Source organism: Yersinia sp. Marseille-Q5920, assembly GCF_946902935.1.
Lineage (GTDB): Bacteria > Pseudomonadota > Gammaproteobacteria > Enterobacterales > Enterobacteriaceae > Yersinia > Yersinia rochesterensis.
In genome coordinates, this window is sequence record NZ_CAMPQA010000013.1 from 51046 (window position 1) to 74619 (window position 23574).

A 23574-nucleotide genomic window follows, 5' to 3' on the forward strand; every position below is an offset into this window, starting at 1 on the left:
TATTGGTGTCAATAAAGAATCACGCCAACTTAGCCATCAGCGCTGCGGTTACGGGCGCAGGAAGGAATGGCGAGATGTCTCCACCATGGCGCGCCACTTCCTTCACTAATGACGAAGAGATAAATGACCACTTTTCTGATGGCATCAGAAAGACACTTTCCAGCTTTGGCATTAGATGGCGGTTCATATTGGCCAGTTGCCATTCATATTCGAAATCTGATACCGAGCGTAAACCCCGCACCAAAATATTCGCGTTATTTTTTTTGGCAAATTCCGCCATTAGCTCACTGAAACCCAAAACTTCCACATTCTTCAGTGATGCAGTCACTTGTTTTGCCAAGGCGACCCGCTCGTCTAGGGTAAACATCGGTTTTTTACTGGAACTGTCGGCGATTGCCAAGATGACATGACTAAACATTGCTGAGGCGCGGGTGACTAAGTCTAAATGCCCATTGGTAATAGGATCAAAGGTCCCCGGATAGATGGCTTTGGTGGTCATGAATTCTCGCTTTTCTGATATTGATGGCTCAATGCCCACAGAGCCGCATATTTGTTAAAAGTATATTGCGCGTTGACCACCGCCAGCAATAGCCCTTGTTTACCATCGAGGAAACCGGCACGTAATAGCCATGTTTTGCAGAATGCCCCAAGAGTATGGCTGAGAATTGAAAAATAGCTGCAGCTTTTGCCTTCTTGATGGCGCTGATGCGCCCAAGCCTGCGCATAGTTGAGTTGTTTTTGCTGAAAGGTGAAAAAGTCACGGCAAGTCAGGTGCAGTAAATCCCCAGCTAGCGGGATAACTTTAGCGGAGCCGCTATCAAGTGATTCATGGACTAAATTATCGTTGTAATGGTATTGATCGCGCGGATATAAGCGGGTCACTCTATCAGGATACCAACCGCTATGGCGCATAAAGCGGCCTAAAAACAGGTTCCGCCGTGCACAGCTATAAACCGCGCCTTCTTCTGGTGCCAATAACACGGCTTCAATCGCAGTTTTTAGCTCGGGAGTCACTCGCTCATCAGCATCGAGCATTAGAATATAATCGCCAGTGGCATATTGCTGGGCTAATTGTCGCTGTTTACCATAACCCGGCCATTCTGTGTTGCTGTAGACTTTTGCGCCATATTGCTTGGCCAAAGCGACGGTTTCATCTTCACTGCCTGAATCTAATACCACTATTTCATCAGCCCAGATAACGGATGCCAAACAATCCGCCAGCAGTGCGGCTTCATTTTTAGCAATCATCACCACTGACAGGCGTTTTTTGACACTCATTTAGTGGCTCCGTTGCGGTAGATAAGGCTCCAGCAAGTGCAATAGCCGTTGTAGCGCGCCCTGATTTTCATGCAATACATCAACCGCATGGCGGCCATAATAGAGGCGGCAATCTTCATCAGTCAGCAGCATGGTAATTTCTTTCACCAGTGACAGGGTATCAGTGACAGTAATCAACCCTTCAGCCTGCTCCAGCTTGGCACAAATGTCTTTAAAATTAAACGTATGTGGCCCCATCAACACAGGGATGGCATGCGCTGCTGCTTCCAATGGATTATGGCCGCCGCGCTCAACCAGGCTACCGCCAACAAAAGCTAAATCAGCAATGCCATACAGCAGCATTAGCTCACCCATGGTATCGCCGATCACCACTTGTGTGCTACTCGAAGGCACTTCGCCTTTGCTACGCAATGTATAACTTAGCCCGGCTTTTTGTGTTAATTCAATGGCTTTCGGGAATCGCTCTGGATGGCGCGGTACCAGAATCAGCAACAATGTCGGGAAGTGTTGTAATAATTGGCGATGAGCTTCCAACAAGATAGTTTCTTCGCCGTCATGGGTACTGGTCGCTATCCAGACAGGGCGATGTGGTGCCCATTGGCGGCGTAAGGTGATGGCTCTGGCGGCTAATTCGGGGGTTACCGAAATATCAAATTTCAGACTGCCGGTGACTGTAAGCTGTGAGCGCCGAAGGCCCAATTCAATAAAACGGTCGCCATCTTCTTGATTTTGCGCGGCAATTAGAGTGATCCGCTGCAGCATATTACGGATAAAACTACCGATTTTTTTATAGCCAGCGGCAGAGCGTGCCGAAAGGCGCGCATTGGCAATGACCAGCGGTATCTTGCGGCGATGCAGCGCATTGATGAGGTTCGGCCACAGTTCAGTTTCCATGATGATGACCAGCTTGGGATTCACCTGATCAAGAAAACGGTTCACAGAACCGGGAAGGTCGTAGGGCAGATAAACGTGGTGGACATCTTTGCCAAAAGCGGATTGAACACGCTCGGAGCCGGTAGGTGTCATGGTGGTCACGGTAATGGGCAATGATGGATAACGGTGGCGTAATGCTCGGACTAAAGGGATAGCGGCCAGTGTTTCACCGACTGAAACTGAATGCAGCATAATACCGCCAGCAACAACTTTACCGGCACAAAAACCATAGCGCTCCCCCCAGCGTTTGCGGTAAGCGGGGGCTTTACGGCTGCGTAACAGCAACCGCAGCCAAATCAGTGGTTGAATAAGGTAGAGTAATACCTGATATAAACGCAGTAACATTCTATCAATTTCATTTATATGGATTATTAAGAATAATACCATATTTGAGCAAGAAAGGCTCTTTTCCACTGGGGCTGCTTGATAACCCGAGCAGGGTCAGGCTATTTATAAAAAAGAATATAAACTTTCAACAAATGAGAGGGGGGGAAATTGATTTTTCTTGTTTAAGAGTGAGAATGATTTTCATTACGATGAGGTGTAATTAATGAGGTAGCTGTAGATATCATCAGCTTATTCAATGATGCTATTTTCAGCTAATAATACCTTGTTATTTAGTGGTTTATCACGCACTCAGGAAAATTAAGTTTTATTGGGATGGTATTGAGCCATTAATTAAGAACATAGAGAAATCAATGAGCTGTTATTAGCAAAAAGTGAATTAATGAGCTTCGTTAATAGCTTGAATAACAGATTAACAATGTTTAACTATCAGAATACTGACAACTATTAGTTCTGATAACAGCCAGCTCTGATAATTACCAGCGCTGACTGTTATTACACAGTAAATGCGGGCTTACGGATCTTTTAAGCGGGCATAACTGGCTAGAAATAATTGCTTATGAAATAAGCGGTTCCAATTGCGTCATAATGGTTTCAGCCGTAATGGTATCCATACTTTTTTGCTCGGAGATTACCGCAATCTGGTTTTTGCCGTAGCCACCAATCAAACCAGGGTCGGTTGGGCCGAACAAGGTAATATTGGGGCGATCCAGAGCGGCGGTCAGATGGCTGAGACCGGTATCAACGGAAACCACTGCTTTTGCACCCGCCAGCACCTCGGCCACTTGCTGGAGACTGAGTTTAGGTAAGACCTCAACATGAGAAAAATGCTCCGCTAACCGCAAAGCACGTTGATACTCATGTTCCGCCCCCCAGGGTAATTTTATTTTTAAACCCGTCGGAGCAACCAATTCAATCAGTTTTAGCCAATGGCTCTCCGGCCAGTGTTTGCTGTCGCGGGTGGTTGCATGCAAGAAAACCAGATATTGGCCAGCATCGGCAGGTAAGTGGTTTAAAAAACGCGGTGCGATAGCATAGTCACCATAACTTTCCGGCTTATCGTAGCCGAGGCTCTCCGCAAACAACTGGCGGATGCGTTCGACAGCATGTTGTTTGATATCAATCTGATGGCGGCAGTTGTAAAACCAGCTAGCAAAGGGTTCACGGGCACTTTTGCTGTCCGGCCCATGTTTTATTCCTTTAGCGATGCGGGTAATCAATGCGGCACTTTTAATTAGCCCCTGAGCATCAATCACCACATCATAGCTGCGCTGCTGCACCACACGTTTAAAATCACAGCGCTCTTGCCGGGTATCACTGCCGAACCAATTTTTCCGCCAACGGCGGATGGCAACCTGAATAACTTTATCCACCGCCGGGTGCCAACTGGGGATTTGGCTGAAACCCTCTTCTACCACCCAATCAAAGCGAATGCCGGGAATGGCATTCATGGCATCAGTCAGCGCGGGTAATGTATGTAAAACATCGCCCATTGAAGAGGTTTTAACGATCAATACATGCATTAATCGGCCTCTTTCGCTGAACAGGTGGGTGCCGAGAGCTGCTTCTCAAGGGCAGCCATCACTTGTTCAGGTTGGATATCAATCAAACTCTGATGATAACCCTGCGCACTGTCGCCTTTACGCACTTTGTGATAGCCGGTAATCAGGCGAATAACTGTGGCTTTGTCAGACAGTGGCGGAGTGAAGTCCGGGCTGCTTGGGCCATATAAAGCGACTAACGGCTTATTTAATGCGGCTGCAACATGCATCAAACCGGAGTCATTACTGACCACGGCGTTACAGGCGGCAATCATGACCACGGCTTGATCCAGCGAGGTCTGGCCTGCGAAATTGAGGCAATACTCGCGGGCGGGTTCATCCAGCGCTTGGCGGATTTCTTCACCAGCTTCATTATCTTTGGCTGACCCCAACAAGATGACTTGATAGCCTGTATCAATCAGTTTCTGGGCCAGCGCGGCATAGTGATAATGTGGCCAGCGCTTTGCCGGGCCAAACTCTGCACCAGGGCAGAAGCCAATAATTGGGCGGTTATCCGTTAGGTTGAATGATGCCGTAATCTCGGCAATTTCTTCATCCTGAACCTGTAATTGAGGCCGTAGCAAAGGCTGTGGTAAATCATCGGCTGAGTGAATACGCTCTTTATCGTAGGCCAATGCAACATAGCGCTGAACCATCATCGGGAAAGCTTGTTTATCCAGAATGCGCATATCATTGAGTAAGAAATAGCGCATTTCGCCACGCCAGCCTGTTCGCTGTTTAATCCCTGAAAAATAAGGTATTAGGGCCGATTTAAATGAGTTCGGTAATACATAAGCGCGATCATAACCTGTTTCACGTAAGGCCAGACCCAAGCGGCGGCGCTCCTCAAAAGCAAAAATCCCATGGCCTAATGGCATCGGGACGGCATGGCGAACTTCTGGCATTCTAGCTAAAAGCGGACGGCACCATGCGGGCGCCATCACATCAATTTCTGCTGCCGGATATTCGGCCTTCAGGGTGCGGTAAAGACTTTGCGACATCATCATATCGCCAACCCAAGAAGGGCCGATGACCAGTATTTTCATACCGTTTATCAATTCCTTGCAGCAAGTTATTTAGACTGAGCTATTGAGCCAGGCGAGGTATTCTTTGACGCCTTCGGCGACGGTTTTGAACGGCTTGTCATAACCGGCAGCGCGCAAATTAGTTAAATCAGCTTGCGTGTATGCCTGATAGCGACCTTTCAGTTTTTCTGGGAATTCAATGTATTCCACAGGCCCGCTTTGATGGAAATCCACCACCGCATCGGCAACCGCCTGGAAAGATTCTGCACGACCTGTACCGCAGTTGAAAATGCCGGATACGCCGTTTTGCCAGAACCACAGGTTAACGTCAGCAACATCACCGACATAAATAAAGTCGCGTTTGAAGTTTTCACTGCCGGAGAACAATTTAGGGTTTTCGCCCGCATTGATCTGGTTATTCAGATGGAAAGCTACACTCGCCATGCTGCCTTTATGGCCTTCACGTGGGCCATAAACATTGAAATAACGGAACCCGCAAATCTGTGAATCAGCTTCAGGCAAAATTTCGCGCACATACTGATCGAACAAGAATTTGGAGTAGCCATAAACATTAAGCGGTTGTTCGTACTGACGATCTTCAATGAAATTATCAGTACGCCCGCCGTAGGTGGCAGCGGAAGAGGCATACAGGAACGGAATACTGCGATCCAGACAGAAGTGCAGGATATCTTTAGAATACTGATAGTTGTTATCCATCATGTACTTGCCATCCCACTCGGTGGTGGAAGAACAGGCACCCTCGTGGAAAATCGCGTCGATATCACCCATATCATCACCGGCAACAATGCTGGCAACAAAATCTTCTTTATCCATGTAATCGGCGATATCGAGATCAACCAGATTGACGAATTTAGTGCCGTCTTTCAGGTTATCCACAACCAAAATATCTTTATAACCGATATTATTCAGTGCCTTAACGATATTGCTGCCAATGAAACCGGCGCCGCCAGTGACGATAATCATCAGGTTCACCCTTGTTAATCTTCTTGGTCGGGCACAATGCCCCACACTCTATTTGCCGTTATCATAACATTTCATAGGATAGCGCACAGCCGGAAGGGGCTAATCTCTCTGTTTCTATGCGGCTTTAGGAATGTTCACCGTGATATGTGCTGCATTTTTTATAATATAAGACAAGGTTTCTCGTCAGTTCATCCATCAGGCAGTAAAATGTAGGGTGAAAATGCTCATTCTGGAGATAACTGCATGTCCCTGCCTTGTGATAGAAATGCCTTTTATCAGCAATTAGAACAACAACTCAAAACAACCCGTGCTGAAGGGCTGTATAAAAATGAGCGGATAATTACTTCCGCGCAGCAAGCTGATATTGCTGTGGCGGATGGCCGCCATGTCATTAATTTCTGTGCCAACAACTATTTAGGGCTGGCAAACCACCCCCGGCTGATCGCGGCGGCTAAAAAAGGCATGGATACTCATGGCTTTGGTATGGCCTCGGTGCGGTTTATTTGCGGCACTCAAGATACCCATAAAGAGCTGGAACAGAAACTGGCCAGCTTCCTCGGTATGGAAGATGCCATTCTTTATTCCTCCTGTTTCGATGCCAACGGCGGTTTGTTTGAAACTCTGTTGGGGCCAGAGGATGCCATTATTTCCGATGCACTGAATCACGCTTCAATCATTGATGGAGTGCGGTTATGTAAAGCCAAGCGCTACCGCTATGCCAATAATGATATGAGCGAATTGAAAGCCCAGCTAGAACAAGCCAAAGCAGGCGGCGCGCGGCATATCATGATTGCCACCGACGGCGTGTTTTCCATGGACGGCGTGATTGCCAACCTGAAAGGAGTTTGCGACCTGGCGGATGAGTATCAGGCGCTAGTGATGGTCGACGACTCCCACGCAGTGGGCTTTGTGGGTGAAAATGGCCGTGGTACTCATGAATACTGCGAAGTAATGGATCGCGTGGATATTATCACCGGCACATTAGGCAAGGCGCTGGGTGGGGCATCAGGCGGTTATACCGCGGGTCGTAAAGAAGTGGTTGAGTGGTTGCGCCAGCGCTCACGGCCTTATTTGTTCTCAAATTCATTGGCTCCAGCAATAGTCGCGGCTTCTATTGAAGTGTTATCGCTATTGGAAGACGGCGCTGAGCTACGTGATCGCCTATGGGCGAATGCCCGTTTATTCCGCGAGAAAATGAGTGCCGCCGGTTTCACCTTGGCCGGTGCCGATCACGCCATTATTCCGGTGATGCTGGGCGACGCGACACTCGCGCAAGAATTTGCCAATGCATTGCTGAAAGAGGGTATTTACGTCACTGGTTTCTTCTATCCGGTAGTGCCGAAAGGTCAGGCGCGCATCCGCACTCAGATGTCGGCAGATCATACGCCAGAGCAGGTGGAGCGGGCTGTTGAAGCCTTCATCTGTATTGGCAAGCAGCTTAACGTTATTGCGTAAGGGATTTTGATGAAAGCATTGTCTACGGAAACATTGTCTATGAAAGCACTATCCAAACTAAAAGCAGAAGAAGGTATTTGGATGACCGATGTGCCGCAGCCGGAGCTGGGCCACAATGACATCATGATCAAAATTCGTAAAACGGCTATTTGTGGCACTGATGTGCATATCTATAACTGGGATGAATGGTCACAAAAAACTATTCCTGTCCCTATGGTGGTTGGTCACGAATATGTCGGTGAAGTGGTGGCTATCGGTCAGGAAGTTAAAGGCTTTAATATTGGTGACCGGGTGTCTGGCGAGGGGCATATTACCTGTGGACATTGTCGCAATTGCCGGGGTGGGCGCACCCACCTTTGCCGCAATACCGTGGGTGTCGGCGTAAACCGCCCTGGTTCTTTTGCCGAATATCTGGTGATTCCGGCCTTTAATGCTTTCAAAATTCCCGACAATATTTCTGATGAACTCGCGGCTATTTTTGATCCGTTCGGTAATGCTGTGCATACCGCGTTATCCTTTGATTTAGTTGGGGAAGATGTGCTGGTTTCCGGCGCTGGCCCGATTGGTATCATGGCCGCTGCGGTCTGTAAGCATGTCGGCGCTCGCCATGTTGTTATCACTGATGTGAATGAATACCGCCTGGATCTGGCGCGAAAAATGGGGGTAACCCGCGCAGTTAATGTCAGCAAAGAGAACCTGAATGATGTGATGGCTGAACTGGGCATGACTGAAGGGTTTGATGTCGGTCTGGAAATGTCCGGTGCGCCGCCTGCCTTCCGCACATTGCTTAACTCAATGAATCACGGTGGCCGTATTGCGATGCTGGGGATACCGCCATCGGATATGTCTATCGACTGGAATCAGGTGATTTTCAAGGGGCTGTTTATCAAAGGGATTTATGGCCGTGAGATGTTCGAAACCTGGTACAAAATGGCAGCTCTGATTCAATCCGGTTTAGACTTAACCCCGATTATCACCCACCGTTTCTCCATTGATGAGTTCCAGCAAGGTTTTGATGCTATGCGCTCGGGGAAATCAGGTAAGGTAATATTAAACTGGGATTGATCAGACTGCTGACAAACTCTAACGGCTCGATCTTGCAAGGTGAGGACAGGGAGAAGAGTAAAGCGTCCGCGCCAGGGATGGCGCGGCTCGAGCCCCCAGGGAAGGGTTTACGGCGTCTTTACGATCTGCCTGTTTTCACCGATACGGGCACTTTGTCATTAACCTCGGCCATCAGATGATGATGGCTTCGTTTTTATTAAGCAAATTACGGATTTTTAGCTTTAGATTCATCGACTGCCGGTTTATCAACCGGAGTCACTGGCGCGACTGGCGGGAAATATTGCTGCCAATGCTTCTTAACAAAGGTCACTGCTGGGCTTTGCATCAAGCTCTCACCTAAGACAATAAACATCTTATCGGCGTAGATTTTCTCCGGAACATAACTGGCTTTCGCGTTGCATTGCTTGATAGCTTTCAGGCGCTCGCCTTTGGCCGGGTCACGCGGTTTTGATTTGCCCGGTGAGACAGTGCCACTGCCGCTATTATTATGTTCAGTAATATTGCGCACTGGTTCATTCAGCAGCGCGCTAGGTCTGACCAAAACAATATCCGCAGGTAATTGAGGCAACATTTGTTGCAGCACTTTAATAGTGGCTGGATGCGGGTGCCCAATTGCAATGGCCGAACCATTACGACGGGCTAATTCTACTGCGCGGTTAAATTGTTGGCGAATCGCGGCTTCATTTTGTGAATCATCCAAAAAAACTTTGCGCTTAATCACTTTGACGCCAGTACCTTCGGCCGCTTTACTGGCCTGGCTGTTGCCAATAGTCACGCTATCAAGGAAATAGAGCTGGTAGTGCTCCAGTGCCTGCATCACTTTTTGCATGCCCGGCAAGCTGGAAGTCATCGCGCTGCCCATATGATTATTCATGCCGGTGGCGTAAGGAACATTATTCACCGCCTGGCGAATGATCCGCTGGACTTCTTCACTGCTCATTGATGGCTGTAATGTATCGCGCTCCAGCGGTTGCTTGCTCAGCGGGGCCATCGGCAGGTGAATCAGAATTTCGCGCCCTTGATTATGGGCTTTGATGGCCATCTCTTTGGCATAAGGGGCATTAGGTAGAATCGCCACTGAGATCGGCAGCGGCATCTGTAATACCTTGTTTTCGTTCTGAGGGCGATAACCAAAGTCATCAATAACGATTGAAAGTTTGCCCGCCTGCGCGGCGTTAGCAATGAGTAGGGTGCTTACTATGATAAACCGACGTGTATTGAAATAGCGCAATAGGTGTTCCCTAATGTTGTTCTCTATCTTCCTAACCAAGGCTGTGGGTTAACCGCTTGTCCTTGACGGCGGATTTCGAAATAGAGTGATGGCTCACCTTGACCGCCACTGGTGCCAACGAGCGCAATTGGCTGGCCAGCTTTTACCTGAGCGCCGACATTGACCAGCGCGCTTTGGTTGTAGCCATATAAACTCATATCCCCTTTGCCGTGTTCAACGACGACGACCAGTCCATAGCCCTGCAACCAGTCTGCCAGTAGCACTCGGCCATCCGCAATCGCTTTGACTTCGCTGCCTTCTGGCGCGGAAATAACCATGCCTTTCCAACGGAGTTCACCTTGCAAGGCCTCGCCAAAGCGGTGAGTCACATTCCCCCTAACGGGCCACATAGCTTGGCCGCCCGGGCGACCCAGCCCGCCAGTTCGCGCCATTAATGAGCGCTCACTTTCACTTGGTTTATAGCTGGAACCGGTTTTCTTGGCTTGCTGTTCTTTGACTTTTACTTGTTCGCGTACGCGGGCCGCTTCTTTAGCCTCCCGCTCTGCACGGGCTTTGGCTTCGCGCTCAGCTTTGGCGATTTGGTCGCGCAAACGGGATTCGTTGAGTTTCAGCTCCGCCAGACCCTGCTGATCTTTCTCCAGCGAGGCTTCCAACGAAGTTAGCGTTTTCTTGCGGGCAGTTCGCGCTTCTTCCAGCTTTTGCTGCTGAGTTTTCTGCTCATCCAATAAAGCTTTTTGCTGGTTTTTCTTTTGCTCCAGCACTTTTTTCTCAGCAGACAGGTTGGTGCGGGTCTGCTCCAGTGTTTCAATGGATTTCTGACGAGCTTCATTGAGATAACTGAAATACGCCAAAATGCGCTCACTGCGCTGGCTCTCTTCACCACTTAAAACAAGTTGTAAGCCACTGTGCTGACCTTGTTTAAAGGCCGCATCAAGCTGTTTTGACAGGATATCTTGTTGCTGAGATTGTTTACTTTGTAGTTTGCCAATCGAGGCGGTAAGGCTGGAGATTTCTTTATCCAGTTCACTCAGGGTACCTTGGGTTTCACGCAAGCTGCGGCTCGCCTGAGCAATGGTATTTTCCTGTTGTTTCAACTGGTCGAGCAAGGAACTGCGTTGTTGTTTTTGTTGCTGAACACTTTTTTCTTTCTCAGCGATATCTTGCTGAAGTGTTTTCAACTGACTTTTGTTTTCTGCTGTTTTTATCGTTGAAGGGGCATCAGCGGCATGGCTGGATAATGGAAACAGCAATACGCCAGCGCAAAAAACGCTGGCGTACAGTGCTGACCACGGGCGAGGCACCAACCTATTCGGCAATGCAGAGAAGCCCTCTGTATCGCCGCTGATGCTATCTTCCGTAACCATTGATATCGCGAATGACGCCTTTTCCTTCATAACGAAGGATTATTCCACGATGAACAGCGGCTTACCAGTCATCTCTTGCGGGATTTCCATTTCCATCAGTGACAGCATGGTCGGTGCGATGTCTGAAAGTTTGCCACCGGAGACGGCTTTAACCTCTTTATTACCGACATAAATCAGGGGAACCGGCAGGCTAGTATGGGCGGTGTGTGCCTGGCCAGTTGCCGGGTCACTCATCTGCTCAGCGTTGCCGTGGTCGGCGGTGATAAGCAATTGCCCATCAACTGCTTTCACCGCAGCAACGACTTGTTCAATGCAATTATCCAGAGTTTCTACTGCTTTCACGGCGGCATCATAATCACCGGTATGGCCGACCATATCGCCATTCGGATAGTTACAAATGATCACATCATATTTGCCGCTGGCGATAGCGCCGACCAATTTTTCAGTCAGTTCTGCGGAACTCATTTCCGGTTGCAGGTCATAGGTTGCCACTTTCGGTGAGTTAATCAGAATGCGATCTTCGCCTTTGAATGGCTCTTCCACGCCGCCGTTATAGAAGAAAGTCACATGAGCATATTTTTCAGTTTCAGAAATGCGCAACTGTGTTTTGTCATGCTTCATCAGCCATTCACCGAAAGTATTGCTCAGTGATGCCGGTGGGTAAGCACAAGCCGCTTTAATATCAGCCGCATATTCCGTCAGCATGATGAAATCGCCGAAGTTAACCACTTTATCGCGTTTGAAGCCGTCAAAGTCGGCATTCACAAAGGTGCGGGTGATTTGGCGAGCACGGTCTGCACGGAAATTCATGAAGATTAATGCATCACCATCATTCATGGCAGCATCAGCTTCGCCCGCGGCTTTAATCACGGTGGGTTTAACAAATTCGTCATTTTCATTACGGGCATAGGCCGCTTGCAGGCCAGCAACCGCGTTATCTGCGGTGAATTCGCCTTTTGCCTGAGTCAGTAAATCGTAGGCCAGTTGTACTCGATCCCAGCGATTATCGCGGTCCATAGCATAATAACGGCCAATAATAGACGCGATGCGGCCTTTGCCCAGCTCAGCAAACTTTTCAGTGAATCGTTTCAGTGAAGGTTCAGCACTGCGCGGCGGGGTATCACGTCCATCGAGGAATGCATGCAGATAAATGGTCGTCGCCCCTCGTTTGGCCGCCAGCTCAACCATCGCCAGAATGTGGTCTTCGTGGCTGTGGACACCACCAGCAGACAGCAGGCCCATGATATGCACTGCTTTGCCCGCTTTAACCGCGTTATCAATAGCTGTGGTCAGGGTTGGGTTGGTGAAAAAGTCACCCTCTTTGATTTCTTTGTCGAGGCGGGTTAAATCCTGATAAACAATACGGCCAGCCCCCAGATTGACGTGACCGACTTCAGAGTTACCCATTTGCCCATCGGGCAAACCAACATCCAGACCTGAAGCGGCAATTAATGTATGAGGTTGTTGTTGCCATAAACGGTCCATCACCGGAGTATTGGCATTCAGAATGGCATTATCTTGCTGTTCTTCGCGGTAGCCATAGCCATCCAGAATAGTCAGAACCAGCGGTTTTTTAGTGCTCGACATTGCAGAACCTCTTTCTTATTAGAAAGGCGGTAATTTACTACAGAACCGGTTAAAAATAGCCCAAAGAGATCAACATTGGTGTGGGGTTTTGCGTAAAAATCATCAAAGAGACGACAAAACTTCCAGAGATTGTTCGCAGTTTCTGCAATGGCACTTGCATATTGGCTGTATTTGCCGCAACGCGCAGGTATACTCTGTGGCCTTGAATATTATCCCCTAACTAACGGGAGTTTTTACCCCCATGTTGCAAGAAATTATGCAATTCATTAGCCAGCATCCGGTTTTGAGTTTGGCTTGGGTGGCGTTGTTCGTCGCCGTAATTTTCACCACTTTTAAAAGTTCTCTGTCAAAAGTGAAAGAAATCACTCGTGGTGAAGCGACGCGTCTGATTAACAAAGAAGATGCGGTGGTGGTTGATCTCCGCACACGTGATGATTATCGCAAGGGCCATATCGCCAGCTCTATTAATTTACTGCCAAGTGATATCAAAAGTGGCAGCCTGGCTGAATTGGAAAAACACAAAGCACAGCCTATTATAGTAGTTTGTGCCACAGGGACGACCTCCCGTGCCTCCGCTGAGCTACTGAATAAAGCCGGTTTTGAGCGAGTGTTTACCTTGAAAGACGGTATCTCTGGCTGGAGTGGTGAGAATCTGCCACTAGCGCGCGGCAAGTAATTGCTATAAAAATCGCTATATCAATAAAGTGTAAATTTGAGGTGTTTCCATGGCGAAGATTGAGATTTATACCAAAGCAACATGCCCGTTCTGCCATCGTGCTAAAGCACTGCTGAACAGCAAAGGTGCCGTTTTTCATGAAATCGCAATTGATAATGACCCTGCCAAACGTGAAGAGATGATTGCTCGTTGCGGGCGGACAACGGTGCCTCAGGTATTTATTGATGGGCAGCATATCGGCGGCTGTGATGATTTACATGCCCTGGATGCGCGCGGTGGGCTTGACCCGCTGCTTTAACTCGCCAGTGGGCCCCATGATTGTAATGGAAAGAGCCCGCGGCGGAAGTGTTGTTTAATAAGGACGTCTAACTTTAGGGTATCTATACACATGTCAGAACAAAATAACACCGAGATGGCTTTCCAGATCCAACGTATCTACACCAAAGATATCTCCTTCGAAGCACCTAATGCTCCGCAGGTTTTCCAGCAGGATTGGCAGCCAGAAGTTAAACTTGATCTTGATACTGCTTCCAGTCAGCTGGCTGAAGATGTGTATGAAGTGGTACTGCGTGTGACTGTCACGGCTTCTTTGGGCGAAGAAACTGCATTCCTGTGTGAAGTACAGCAGGGCGGCATCTTCTCCATCGCTGGTATTGATGGCACCCAACTGGCGCATTGCTTAGGTGCATACTGCCCGAACATTCTGTTCCCGTATGCGCGTGAATGCATCACCAGCTTGGTATCTCGCGGTACTTTCCCACAGCTGAATTTGGCACCGGTTAACTTTGATGCCCTGTTCATGAACTATCTGCAACAGCAGGCTGAAGGTGAAGTTGAAGGTGCTGAACAACGTCAGGATGCCTGATGAACACCACCCATGCTTCAATGACTGTAATCGGTGCCGGATCTTACGGCACCGCATTAGCCATTACGCTGGCGCGTAATGGCCATCAAGTTGTGTTATGGGGCCACGACCCTAAGCATATTCAAACTCTGCAACAAGACCGTTGTAACCAAGCTTTCCTGCCCGATGTCCCTTTCCCCGACACTCTGTTACTGGAAACCGACTTGGCACGTGCGCTGGCAGCTAGCCGTGATGTGCTGGTGGTGGTGCCCAGTCATGTTTTCGGTGCGGTATTAAATCAGCTCAAACCACACTTACGCCCAGATGCGCGTATTGTTTGGGCGACTAAAGGGCTTGAGGCAGAAACAGGCCGCTTGCTGGCGAATGTGGCGCGGGAAGTGCTGGGCGAGAGTATTCCGCTAGCAGTGGTCTCCGGCCCGACGTTTGCCAAAGAGCTGGCTGCCGGTTTACCCACCGCGATTGCACTGGCATCGACCGATATGCAATTTAGTGAAGACCTGCAACAACTGTTGCACTGTGGCAAAAGTTTCCGCGTGTACAGCAATCCTGATTTTATCGGGGTCCAACTCGGTGGTGCGGTTAAAAACGTAATTGCGATTGGTGCCGGGATGTCCGATGGTATTGGTTTTGGTGCCAATGCGCGAACCGCATTGATAACCCGTGGTTTGGCGGAAATGACCCGTTTGGGCGCGGCATTAGGCGCTGATCCCTCCACCTTTATGGGCATGGCGGGGTTAGGTGATTTGGTGCTAACCTGCACAGATAACCAATCTCGTAATCGCCGGTTTGGCATCATGCTTGGGCAGGGGCTAGGCGTACAAGAAGCACAGGATAAAATTGGTCAAGTGGTCGAAGGTTACCGCAATACCAAGGAAGTTCTGGCGCTGGCACAACGCTACGGTGTTGAAATGCCAATTACTGAACAAATTTATCAGGTGCTATACAGCCACAAGAATGCGCGTGAAGCGGCGCTGACCTTATTGGGTCGGACCAGAAAAGATGAAAAAAGCGGCATTTAGCTTGTTCAGCAGTAATAAAATAATAAATATATAGTGCCAATCCTTGGCGTTGGCATTGCCGCGTCAAGGAATTAGGGTGTCAGTGGCTTCGGTCGTTCCCCGAAGCCGCTTGTTTATGGGCAGGAGTACGCAATGTCGTCAGAAGAGTTAGAGCTGGTTTGGAGTAGCATTAAATCAGAAGCAAGAGCACTGGCCGAGTGTGAACCCATGCTGGCAAGTTTTTTTCACGCGACATTACTGAAGCATGAAAATTTAGGCAGTGCGCTGAGCTATATTCTGGCGAATAAGTTGGCTAATCCTATCATGCCCGCCATTGCCATCCGTGAGGTGGTTGAAGATGCTTATCGTGCTGATGAACAGATGATTATCTCTGCTGCCCGCGATATTCTGGCGGTACGTTTGCGCGACCCCGCAGTGGATAAATACTCTACGCCATTGCTGTACTTGAAAGGTTTTCATGCTTTACAAGCTTATCGTATTGGCCACTGGCTATGGGCGCAGGATCGTAAAGCACTGGCTATTTACCTGCAAAATCAAGTGTCTGTCGCTTTTGGTGTGGATATCCACCCAGCGGCAACCATTGGTTGCGGCATCATGCTAGACCATGCCACCGGAATTGTCATTGGTGAAACCGCTGTGGTTGAGAATGATGTTTCCATCCTGCAATCCGTCACTCTGGGCGGTACCGGGAAAACCAGTGGCGACCGTCATCCGAAGATTCGTGAAGGTGTAATGATTGGCGCGGGTGCAAAAATTCTGGGCAATATTGAAGTCGGGCGTGGTGCTAAAATTGGTGCCGGGTCAGTGGTGTTGCAGGCCGTGCCTCCCCATACGACAGCCGCAGGTGTCCCCGCTCGAATTGTCGGCAAGCCAGAGAGTGATAAACCCTCATTGGATATGGATCAGCATTTCAATGGCGTTAGTCACGGGTTTGAGTACGGCGACGGCATCTGATCCCCTGCGTCCTTGAAGCCGCAGGGGTGTTGGCTACGTTCGCTCACCCGAATCACTTACCTTATGTAAGCTCATCGGGACTCGTTCACTTGCCGCCTACCTGCAACTCCAATGCCTTTGGGGATCTATTTTATATTGGTAGACCCCAATCCCGGGCTACTATCTTGCTATTCTTTCAGTAATGCTCCCGGATAACCTAATTGCCGCCAGGCTTCATACACCACCACGGACACGGCATTTGACAGGTTCATGCTGCGGCTAGCGGCTAGCATTGGAATTCTGATTTTTTGCTGCGCGGGTAATGCATCCAGAACATTGGGCGGTAAGCCGCGAGTTTCTGGGCCAAACAGCAGATAATCATTTAGCTGATAATTGACGGCGCTGTGGGCGGGTGTCCCTTTGGTGGTCAGAGCAAATAAGCGGGCAACATTTGTTCCGGCAGATGGTGCACCAGTAGATTGTGCGCCATCCAGCTTTTCGCTGTCGAGGAATGCTTGATAATCATGGTGATGTTTGATGTTGGCAAACTCATGGTAATCAAGACCCGCACGGCGTAAGCGTTTGTCATCCCAAGTGAAACCTAAAGGTTTTATCAGATGGAGTTGGCAACCTGTATTCGCGCATAACCGGATAATATTGCCGGTATTCGGCGGGATTTCGGGTTCAAATAAAACGATATTAAGCATATGTCCCCCAATAATAAGGGGCGCAGGATATCAGAAACCCCCGCTCAGTGCAGCGGTTACCCATTTTTGTCGACCACCCCATCAGTTTGTAAAATAAATAGGATTTGTAAAATAAATAGGGGCGATAAAATAAAAATTTGAAAGCAAGGAGCGGAGAGCGCCAAATGTGGTGATTTTATATGCTGGTCGCCACAGTCAGTATTAATGGAGTATTCATCATGACATCAGTTCGGGGCGTAATAGACAGTTTGTCAGACCCACGCTGGGCCGCTATTGTTAATCGCGATAAAACCGCCGATGGTCAGTTTGTTTATGCGGTGAAAACCACCGGTGTGTATTGCCGGCCCTCATGTTCTTCCCGTCAGGCGAAAGCAGAAAACATTGAATTCTTTGCTGATAATGATGCCGCTGAACTTGCCGGTTTCCGGCCCTGTAAACGCTGCCGACCCACTCAGTTATCTCAAGCGCAACTGCATGCAGAAAAAATTAGCCAGGCATGCCGTTTAATTGAGCAAGCTGAAATACCGCTTAAACTCAGTGAGTTGGCAGCCGAGCTGAATCTCAGCACTTTTTATTTCCATCGATTATTTAAATTCATGACCGGATTAACGCCCAAGGCGTATGCCACCGCGACCCGCAGTGCACGAGTCCGCAGCCAATTGGCGGGCGAAGGCTCGGTGACTGACGCAATATTTGATGCTGGATACAACTCCAATGGCCGTTTTTATGAGCAATCCAATCAGTTATTGGGCATGACGCCGACCCGCTACCGGCAAGGTGGCCGCGATGTCACACTGCATTTTGCTGTGGGGGAAAGTTCTCTCGGGGCTATCTTGATGGCGAAAAGTGAATTGGGAATATGCGCCATTTTGTTGGGTGACTCACCGGCCCTGCTGGTGCAACAATTGCAGGATACATTTCCACAGGCGGAGTTAATTGGCGGGGATGCCGAGTTTGAACAATGGTTCGCGCGGGTGGTTGGCTTGGTTGAGGCCCCTAAGCTTGGGCTAGATTTGCCCTTGGATATCCGCGGCACGGCATTCCAGCAGCGGGTTTGGCAGGCATTGCGGGAAATTCCGGTAGGCGAGACCGCCAGTTATGCCGATATTGCCGCTAAAATTGGTTCACCAAAAGCGGTGCGCGCGGTGGCGGGCGCCTGTGCTGCCAATATGCTGGCGGTCGCCATTCCCTGCCATCGAGTCATTCGTCAGGATGGCGCATTATCAGGCTATCGCTGGGGGATTGAGCGCAAAAAATATTTGCTGGAGAAAGAACGCCAGAAATAGGCTGCCCGATCCAATATGGTCGGGCAGCCGGTTTTATCATTTCATTAAGATTTAAGTGGATGCAGCGGCAACCAGATAATCAGCCGCAGACCCCCTAATGGGCTGTCTTCGGCCCGAACCCAACCACGATGCTGATTAACCGCAGTTTCTACAATCGCCAGCCCCAAACCTGTCCCGCCGGATTCGCGATCTCGCGCTTCATCAGTGCGGTAGAATGGCCGGAAGATCTGTTCACGGTCTTCCTCGCTGACACCGGGTCCGTCATCATCGACAGTGATAGTTATTCCCTGATTATCCGAGCTGAACGCCACGGCAATGTGATGATGGGAATAACGCAGCGCATTACGCACGATATTCTCCAACGCACTGTCGAGGGCCGCCGGGTTGCCAAATAAGGTCCATGGCCCCGGAGGTGCGGTCACTTCCAGTGTTTTCCCCATCTGGTCAGCTTCGAACTGCGCATCTTCCAGCACTTCAGACCAAAGTTCATTAGCCTTGATTGGCTCGCGGTGTAGCTCGTTTTTATGCTGACTGCGGGATAACACCAGCAAATCATTGATCATGCTATCTAATCGTTGCGCTTCCATTTCAATACGCTCCAGTTCTTTCCCCTCGCCATGGCGGCGGCGCATTAGCGCAGTGGCCAGTTGCAAGCGGGTCAGTGGAGTGCGTAGCTCATGGGAGATATCAGAAATCAGCCGTTGTTGGGCCACAACCATCCGGTCGAGCGCACTGATCATCTGGTTGAAACTCGCGCCGGTTGCCAAAAACTCTTGTGGGCCAGATTCCAACTCAGGGTGCTGTTTCAGGTTGCCACGCGCCACGTCATCAGCGGCATTTTTCAACTTACGTGCCGGTTTCGCCAAACTCCATGCTAGCCATAACAGCAGTGGCGCACTGATCAACATAGTTGCAATCAAGAGCAGCAGCGGCCGGTCAAACATCAAATTGATAAAATCGGATTGCGGGCTACTTGCTGGGCGCAGCAAATAGAGCTGATAGTTATCTTCGCCATCACGGATGGAGAAGGGGCCGACCATCTCAACGCGACCATATTTTTTCTTTTTCGGCTGGTCTGAGTTATCTGACTGGCCGATAAAATTACGCACCATTTGCATTTCGTGGCGCTGGGCACCAATAACGCGGCCCTCAGTGGTCACTAACACTAAATGCTGGCCGGGTGGTGCCCACTTTTCGATGGCGCGATAAAGTCTGCGCCACCACATGAGATCATTGGCCGGGTCACTGGCCAATTCAGCTTCAATATGTTGCTCCAGCATCGTTCCCTGACGCTGTTCGCTGTCGAGCAAGGTGGTCATTTGACGCGAGTCGAGTTTCGGCAACATCAGCACCAGCATCAATACCAGCGCCAAGGTAAACCAAAAAATCGCAAAAATTCGCGTCGTTAAACTGTTAATCATGTTTCAGAGACCATCAGATACCCGCGACCGCGCAGAGTTTTAAACCAAGGTAGCCCGTCTTTGCGATCCGGCAACTTACGGCGCAGGTTTGAAATATGCATATCAATGGCGCGGTCAAAAGGTGTTAATCGTTTCCCCAACACTTCCTGGCTGAGATGTTCGCGCGAGACCACTTGGCCGAGGTGCTGAGCCAACAGGTAGAGTAAGGTAAATTCCGTGCCGGTTAATTCCAGCGACTGGCCCTCAAAGCTAGCTTCCTGGCGGCCTGGGTTCAATTGCAGGCAATCAACGTCCAGTATTGGCGCGCCCTGGTCGACATTTTGCTGCTGCTCACTCCAGTTAGAGCGACGTAAAATGGCTCGGATGCGCGCTACCAGCTCACGGTCATTAAAGGGCTTCGCCAGATAATCGTCCGCACCTAGCTCCAGGCCGAGTACCCGATCCAGCTCACTCCCCCGAGCCGTCAGCATAATCACCGGAGTTTGGTGGTGCTGGCGTAACTCTTTCAAGGTTTCGATACCGTTTTTGCGCGGCATCATAATATCCAATAATAACAAATCGATAGAATTATCCAGCAGGTTTAATGCTTGTTCACCATCGTGAGCAACGACAACATTAAAACCTTCCATTTCCAGTAATTCTTTCAACAGTAACGTCAGTTCACGATCATCATCAACTAATAGGATTTTATGCATGATTGTTTCTCCTCTTGACGCAAAATACGTTATCAACTGCCGGTATTCCATGACTTTACTTAGCTTTACATGCCCTGACTCCAGTTTTACATCCACTGACGCTAGTTTGCAGCCGGGCCAGTAGACTGCTCCTTATTGAATCGCAGGGCAATAAACCGCTTAGCAGATAGAACTTAGGAGTTAAATAATGCGCAAAGTAAATAAAGTAGTAACGTTAATAATGGCGTCAATGTTAGTTATCGGTTCTCAAGCCGCCTTCGCTGCTGATAAGTCCGGAGCCACTGATGGCTGGTGCCACGGTGACGGTGCGATGATGAACAAGAAAGATGGACGTGGTCACCATAACATGTTTGATGGCGTCAATCTGACAGAACAGCAACGCCAGCAAATGCGTGACCTGATGCGCCAGTCTCGCCAAGAGAAGCCGCGTGCCGATTTGGCTGAGCGCGAAACCATGCACAAGTTGGTCACTGCGGATAAATTCGACGAAGCCGCTGTAAGAGCGCAGGCCGAGAAAATGTCCAAAGACCAGATTGAACGTCAGGTCGAAATGGCCAAAGTACGCAACCAAATGTTTAACTTGCTCACTCCAGAGCAAAAAGCTGTCTTGAACCAAAAGCACCAGCAGCGCATTGAGAAAATGCAGCAGGCGCCAGCAGCACAACCCTCTTCTGCCCAGAAGTAAGTAGTACCCTGTAATACCCTGTTTTCCTTGCTATAGACACCATCCCTGTCTTTCGCCCTCCATGATGGAGGGCTTTTTTTTGTCTCTTTTCCGTTATACTCATAACCCCTGAATATTATTCGGAATGAGTTATGGATCCGCAATATGCGCGCTTGGTGAAAGCTGCTGCGCTCAGCGCCACTGTGCTGGCATCAATCTTACTGATAATTAAAATTTTTGCCTGGTGGCATACTGGATCGGTGAGCTTGTTGGCTGCGTTAGTTGACTCACTGGTGGATCTGGCCGCCTCTTTAACCAATCTTTTTGTGGTGCGCTACTCGCTGCAACCGGCTGATGAAGAACATACTTTTGGCCATGGTAAAGCGGAATCGCTGGCTGCGCTGGCGCAAAGCATGTTTATTTCCGGCTCGGCGTTATTCCTGTTCCTGACTGGTTTCCAACATTTAGCATCACCAACACCGCTGCAAGATCCTGGTATAGGTATCTGGGTAACATTAATTGCATTATTCAGTACAATGATATTAGTCACATTTCAGCGCTGGGTGGTACGAAAAACTCAGAGTCAGGCCATTCGTGCCGATATGTTGCACTATCAATCTGACGTCATGATGAATGGTGCTATTCTTATTGCATTAGCATTAAGTTGGTATGGTTTTCATCGTGCGGATGCATTGTTTGCCTTGGGGATTGGGGTTTATATTCTCTATAGCGCACTGCGTATGGGTTATGACGCGGTGCAAGCTTTGCTGGATCGCGCCTTGCCAGATGATGAGCGGCAGGAAATTATCAATATTGTGACGTCATGGCCGGGCGTGATTGGCGCTCATGATTTGCGTACTCGCCAGTCGGGGCCAACACGCTTTATTCAACTCCATCTTGAAATGGAGGATATGCTGCCATTGATGGAGGCGCATATTTTAGCTGATCAAGTGGAGCGGGCATTATTGCACCGTTTTCCTGGCGCAGATGTCCTTATCCATCAAGATCCTACTGCTGTGGTACCCAAAGAACGCCATGCGCATTGGGAGTTATAATTTATTCATCCGTTATTGCTACATTAACTATTGCTACATTAACTACAGGTAAACTGTGGTTACATAATGGTTCAGTCATGAAGAAAATACCGCCAAATGGCATGACTTGAATCAATTCAGCTTGGTGTTTTTGCTATAATATTCAATATTAAGCTCATCAAGCTGATTTTCTGTACTGTTCGCCTGTGCAAGACATAATCGGCAAATAAATAATTTTAAAAAATCGCATCTACAAGTTCAGAGGTAGTCATGGTCAAGAAAATCGGTGTACTAACAAGCGGCGGTGATGCGCCAGGTATGAATGCAGCCATTCGTGGGGTTGTTCGTGCAGCTTTGTCAGCAGGATTAGAAGTTTACGGTATTGAAGATGGCTACCTTGGCTTGTTTGAGAATCGTATGAGGAAGCTGGATCGCTATAGCGTGTCCGATATGATTAACCGTGGTGGTACCTTCTTGGGTTCTGCGCGCTTCCCTGAGTTTCGAGATCCGGAAAAGCGCAAAGTCGCGCTACAGAATATGAAAGACCGCGGCATTGATGGCCTGGTGGTTATCGGTGGTGACGGTTCTTATGCAGGTGCAGACTTACTCACCAAAGAAGGTGGGATTCACTGTATCGGCTTGCCGGGCACTATCGATAACGATGTCGCCGGGACTGACTATACCATCGGTTTCTTCACCGCATTGGGTACGGTGGTGGAAGCTATTGACCGCTTGCGTGATACTTCCTCTTCGCATCAGCGTATTTCCATCGTTGAAGTGATGGGCCGTTATTGTGGCGATTTGACTCTGGCGGCTGCTATTGCCGGGGGCTGCGAGTTTATTGCTATCCCTGAAGTTGAATTCAAACGTGAAGATTTGGTTGCTGAAATTAAAGCGGGCATCGAGAAAGGTAAAAAGCACGCGATCGTGGCAATTACTGAAAAACTAGACAATATCGACGAGCTGGCTAAATACATTGAGAAAGAAACCGGTCGCGAAACCCGTGGTACTGTCTTGGGCCATATCCAGCGCGGTGGGGCACCGGTTCCCTATGACCGCATTCTAGCTTCTCGTATGGGCGCTTATGCTGTTGATCTGCTGTTGGAAAATCATGATTATTCGCGCGGCGGCTTCTGCGTTGGGGTACAAAACGAGAAGATGGTGCATGAATTAATCTCCGTTTGTATCGCGCCAGAAAATAAGAAAAGTAAATTTAAAGAAGATTGGTACGATACTGCGAAGAAATTGTTCTAAAACAGCCATTTGCTCGATCGCTAAGCCCTCGCAATTGCGGGGGTTTTTTATTTCCAGTCACTCATATATTCCGTATTGATATAATCAAAACTTTTTTATTCTTTAATTGACCAGAAAGTTTCTGGCACGCTCAGTATCAGGCCAACCAATTGGGTTGATTAAGATTTCAGTTAATAACAATTACAGTTAATAACAATTTCAATTAATAACAA

Annotated in this window: 23 protein-coding genes; 11 read left to right on the forward strand and 12 right to left on the reverse strand. The window is 48.9% G+C overall.

Features of this window, described 5'->3' with window-relative positions:
• Positions 1-19: 19 nt before the first annotated feature.
• From coaD to rfaD, 6 genes are all read right to left on the reverse strand, one after another.
• The gene (gene coaD / locus OVO64_RS16915) at positions 20-499 is read right to left on the reverse strand and encodes a pantetheine-phosphate adenylyltransferase (RefSeq protein WP_038637901.1); all 480 of its coding nucleotides are present in this window, start codon (positions 497-499) and stop codon (positions 20-22) included.
• Complete coding sequence (locus OVO64_RS16920) at positions 496-1278, reverse strand: glycosyltransferase family 2 protein (protein WP_050292160.1); 783 nt, start codon at positions 1276-1278, stop codon at positions 496-498. Before OVO64_RS16920 ends, coaD begins: the two co-directional genes overlap by 4 nt.
• Entirely contained in the window at positions 1279-2556 is a 1278-nt protein-coding gene (gene waaA, locus OVO64_RS16925) for a lipid IV(A) 3-deoxy-D-manno-octulosonic acid transferase (RefSeq protein WP_038637908.1), read from the reverse strand. It abuts the gene before it with no gap.
• 557 nt (positions 2557-3113) lie between these two features.
• Positions 3114-4079, reverse strand: a complete 966-nt coding sequence (gene rfaC / locus OVO64_RS16930) for a lipopolysaccharide heptosyltransferase RfaC (protein ID WP_038637911.1) — start codon at positions 4077-4079, stop codon at positions 3114-3116.
• A complete protein-coding gene (rfaF, locus tag OVO64_RS16935) occupies positions 4079-5143 on the reverse strand; it encodes an ADP-heptose--LPS heptosyltransferase RfaF (RefSeq protein WP_267248909.1) in 1065 nt (354 codons plus the stop codon). The genes rfaC and rfaF overlap by 1 nt, the downstream gene beginning before the upstream one ends.
• 30 nt (positions 5144-5173) lie before the next feature.
• The gene (rfaD, locus tag OVO64_RS16940; protein ID WP_038637918.1) at positions 5174-6106 is read right to left on the reverse strand and encodes an ADP-glyceromanno-heptose 6-epimerase; all 933 of its coding nucleotides are present in this window, start codon (positions 6104-6106) and stop codon (positions 5174-5176) included.
• A gap of 243 nt (positions 6107-6349) precedes the next feature.
• On the opposite strand from rfaD, the gene kbl reads away from it, so the two are divergent.
• Both kbl and tdh read left to right on the forward strand, forming a co-directional pair.
• Entirely contained in the window at positions 6350-7561 is a 1212-nt protein-coding gene (gene kbl / locus OVO64_RS16945; RefSeq protein ID WP_050292158.1) for a glycine C-acetyltransferase, read from the forward strand.
• Positions 7562-7600: 39 nt separating this feature from the next.
• On the forward strand, positions 7601-8626 hold the full coding sequence (gene tdh, locus OVO64_RS16950; RefSeq protein ID WP_038639959.1) for an L-threonine 3-dehydrogenase: 1026 nt from the start codon (positions 7601-7603) through the stop codon (positions 8624-8626).
• A 205-nt stretch (positions 8627-8831) separates the two neighbouring features.
• Here the strand turns inward: tdh and OVO64_RS16955 are convergent, their stop codons facing one another.
• The 3 genes from OVO64_RS16955 to gpmM are packed head-to-tail and all read right to left on the reverse strand — an operon-like array spanning position 8832 to position 12808.
• Positions 8832-9857: a divergent polysaccharide deacetylase family protein gene (locus OVO64_RS16955; RefSeq protein ID WP_038637927.1), complete on the reverse strand. Its 1026-nt coding sequence runs from the start codon at positions 9855-9857 to the stop codon at positions 8832-8834.
• Between the two features lie 23 nt (positions 9858-9880).
• Positions 9881-11251: a murein hydrolase activator EnvC gene (envC, locus tag OVO64_RS16960; RefSeq protein ID WP_038637930.1), complete on the reverse strand. Its 1371-nt coding sequence runs from the start codon at positions 11249-11251 to the stop codon at positions 9881-9883.
• Positions 11252-11260: 9 nt separating this feature from the next.
• Positions 11261-12808, reverse strand: a complete 1548-nt coding sequence (gpmM, locus tag OVO64_RS16965; RefSeq protein WP_038637933.1) for a 2,3-bisphosphoglycerate-independent phosphoglycerate mutase — start codon at positions 12806-12808, stop codon at positions 11261-11263.
• Positions 12809-13049: 241 nt separating this feature from the next.
• On the opposite strand from gpmM, the gene OVO64_RS16970 reads away from it, so the two are divergent.
• The 5 genes from OVO64_RS16970 to cysE all read left to right on the forward strand — a co-directional run bounded on the left by OVO64_RS16970 (position 13050) and on the right by cysE (position 16322).
• Positions 13050-13484, forward strand: a complete 435-nt coding sequence (locus OVO64_RS16970; protein WP_038637936.1) for a rhodanese-like domain-containing protein — start codon at positions 13050-13052, stop codon at positions 13482-13484.
• A gap of 49 nt (positions 13485-13533) precedes the next feature.
• Entirely contained in the window at positions 13534-13782 is a 249-nt protein-coding gene (gene grxC / locus OVO64_RS16975) for a glutaredoxin 3 (RefSeq protein WP_038637938.1), read from the forward strand.
• 90 nt (positions 13783-13872) lie between these two features.
• A complete protein-coding gene (secB, locus tag OVO64_RS16980; RefSeq protein ID WP_032820633.1) occupies positions 13873-14349 on the forward strand; it encodes a protein-export chaperone SecB in 477 nt (158 codons plus the stop codon).
• Positions 14349-15368: an NAD(P)H-dependent glycerol-3-phosphate dehydrogenase gene (gene gpsA / locus OVO64_RS16985; protein WP_038637943.1), complete on the forward strand. Its 1020-nt coding sequence runs from the start codon at positions 14349-14351 to the stop codon at positions 15366-15368. The genes secB and gpsA overlap by 1 nt, the downstream gene beginning before the upstream one ends.
• Positions 15369-15500: 132 nt before the next feature.
• Positions 15501-16322: a serine O-acetyltransferase gene (cysE, locus tag OVO64_RS16990; RefSeq protein ID WP_004392219.1), complete on the forward strand. Its 822-nt coding sequence runs from the start codon at positions 15501-15503 to the stop codon at positions 16320-16322.
• Positions 16323-16489: 167 nt separating this feature from the next.
• Here the strand turns inward: cysE and trmL are convergent, their stop codons facing one another.
• Entirely contained in the window at positions 16490-17008 is a 519-nt protein-coding gene (gene trmL, locus OVO64_RS16995) for a tRNA (uridine(34)/cytosine(34)/5-carboxymethylaminomethyluridine(34)-2'-O)-methyltransferase TrmL (RefSeq protein WP_038637947.1), read from the reverse strand.
• A 218-nt stretch (positions 17009-17226) separates the two neighbouring features.
• Between trmL and ada the strand changes: the two genes are divergently transcribed.
• The gene (ada, locus tag OVO64_RS17000) at positions 17227-18294 is read left to right on the forward strand and encodes a bifunctional DNA-binding transcriptional regulator/O6-methylguanine-DNA methyltransferase Ada (protein WP_416371396.1); all 1068 of its coding nucleotides are present in this window, start codon (positions 17227-17229) and stop codon (positions 18292-18294) included.
• Between the two features lie 44 nt (positions 18295-18338).
• On the opposite strand, the gene cpxA is transcribed toward ada, so the two are convergent.
• Together cpxA and cpxR are read right to left on the reverse strand one after the other, a co-directional pair.
• Positions 18339-19715, reverse strand: a complete 1377-nt coding sequence (cpxA, locus tag OVO64_RS17005; protein WP_038637953.1) for an envelope stress sensor histidine kinase CpxA — start codon at positions 19713-19715, stop codon at positions 18339-18341.
• Positions 19712-20410, reverse strand: a complete 699-nt coding sequence (gene cpxR / locus OVO64_RS17010) for an envelope stress response regulator transcription factor CpxR (protein ID WP_038637957.1) — start codon at positions 20408-20410, stop codon at positions 19712-19714. Before cpxR ends, cpxA begins: the two co-directional genes overlap by 4 nt.
• A gap of 187 nt (positions 20411-20597) precedes the next feature.
• Here cpxR and cpxP point away from each other — a divergent pair, with 187 nt between their 5' ends.
• The 3 genes from cpxP to pfkA all read left to right on the forward strand — a co-directional run bounded on the left by cpxP (position 20598) and on the right by pfkA (position 23362).
• Positions 20598-21095, forward strand: a complete 498-nt coding sequence (cpxP, locus tag OVO64_RS17015) for a cell-envelope stress modulator CpxP (protein WP_038637960.1) — start codon at positions 20598-20600, stop codon at positions 21093-21095.
• A 131-nt stretch (positions 21096-21226) separates the two neighbouring features.
• Positions 21227-22129 (forward strand): CDF family cation-efflux transporter FieF, encoded by a 903-nt coding sequence (gene fieF, locus OVO64_RS17020; protein WP_038637963.1) that lies wholly within the window; start codon positions 21227-21229, stop codon positions 22127-22129.
• A gap of 249 nt (positions 22130-22378) precedes the next feature.
• The gene (pfkA, locus tag OVO64_RS17025; protein ID WP_038637966.1) at positions 22379-23362 is read left to right on the forward strand and encodes a 6-phosphofructokinase; all 984 of its coding nucleotides are present in this window, start codon (positions 22379-22381) and stop codon (positions 23360-23362) included.
• The last annotated feature ends 212 nt before the right edge of the window (positions 23363-23574 follow it).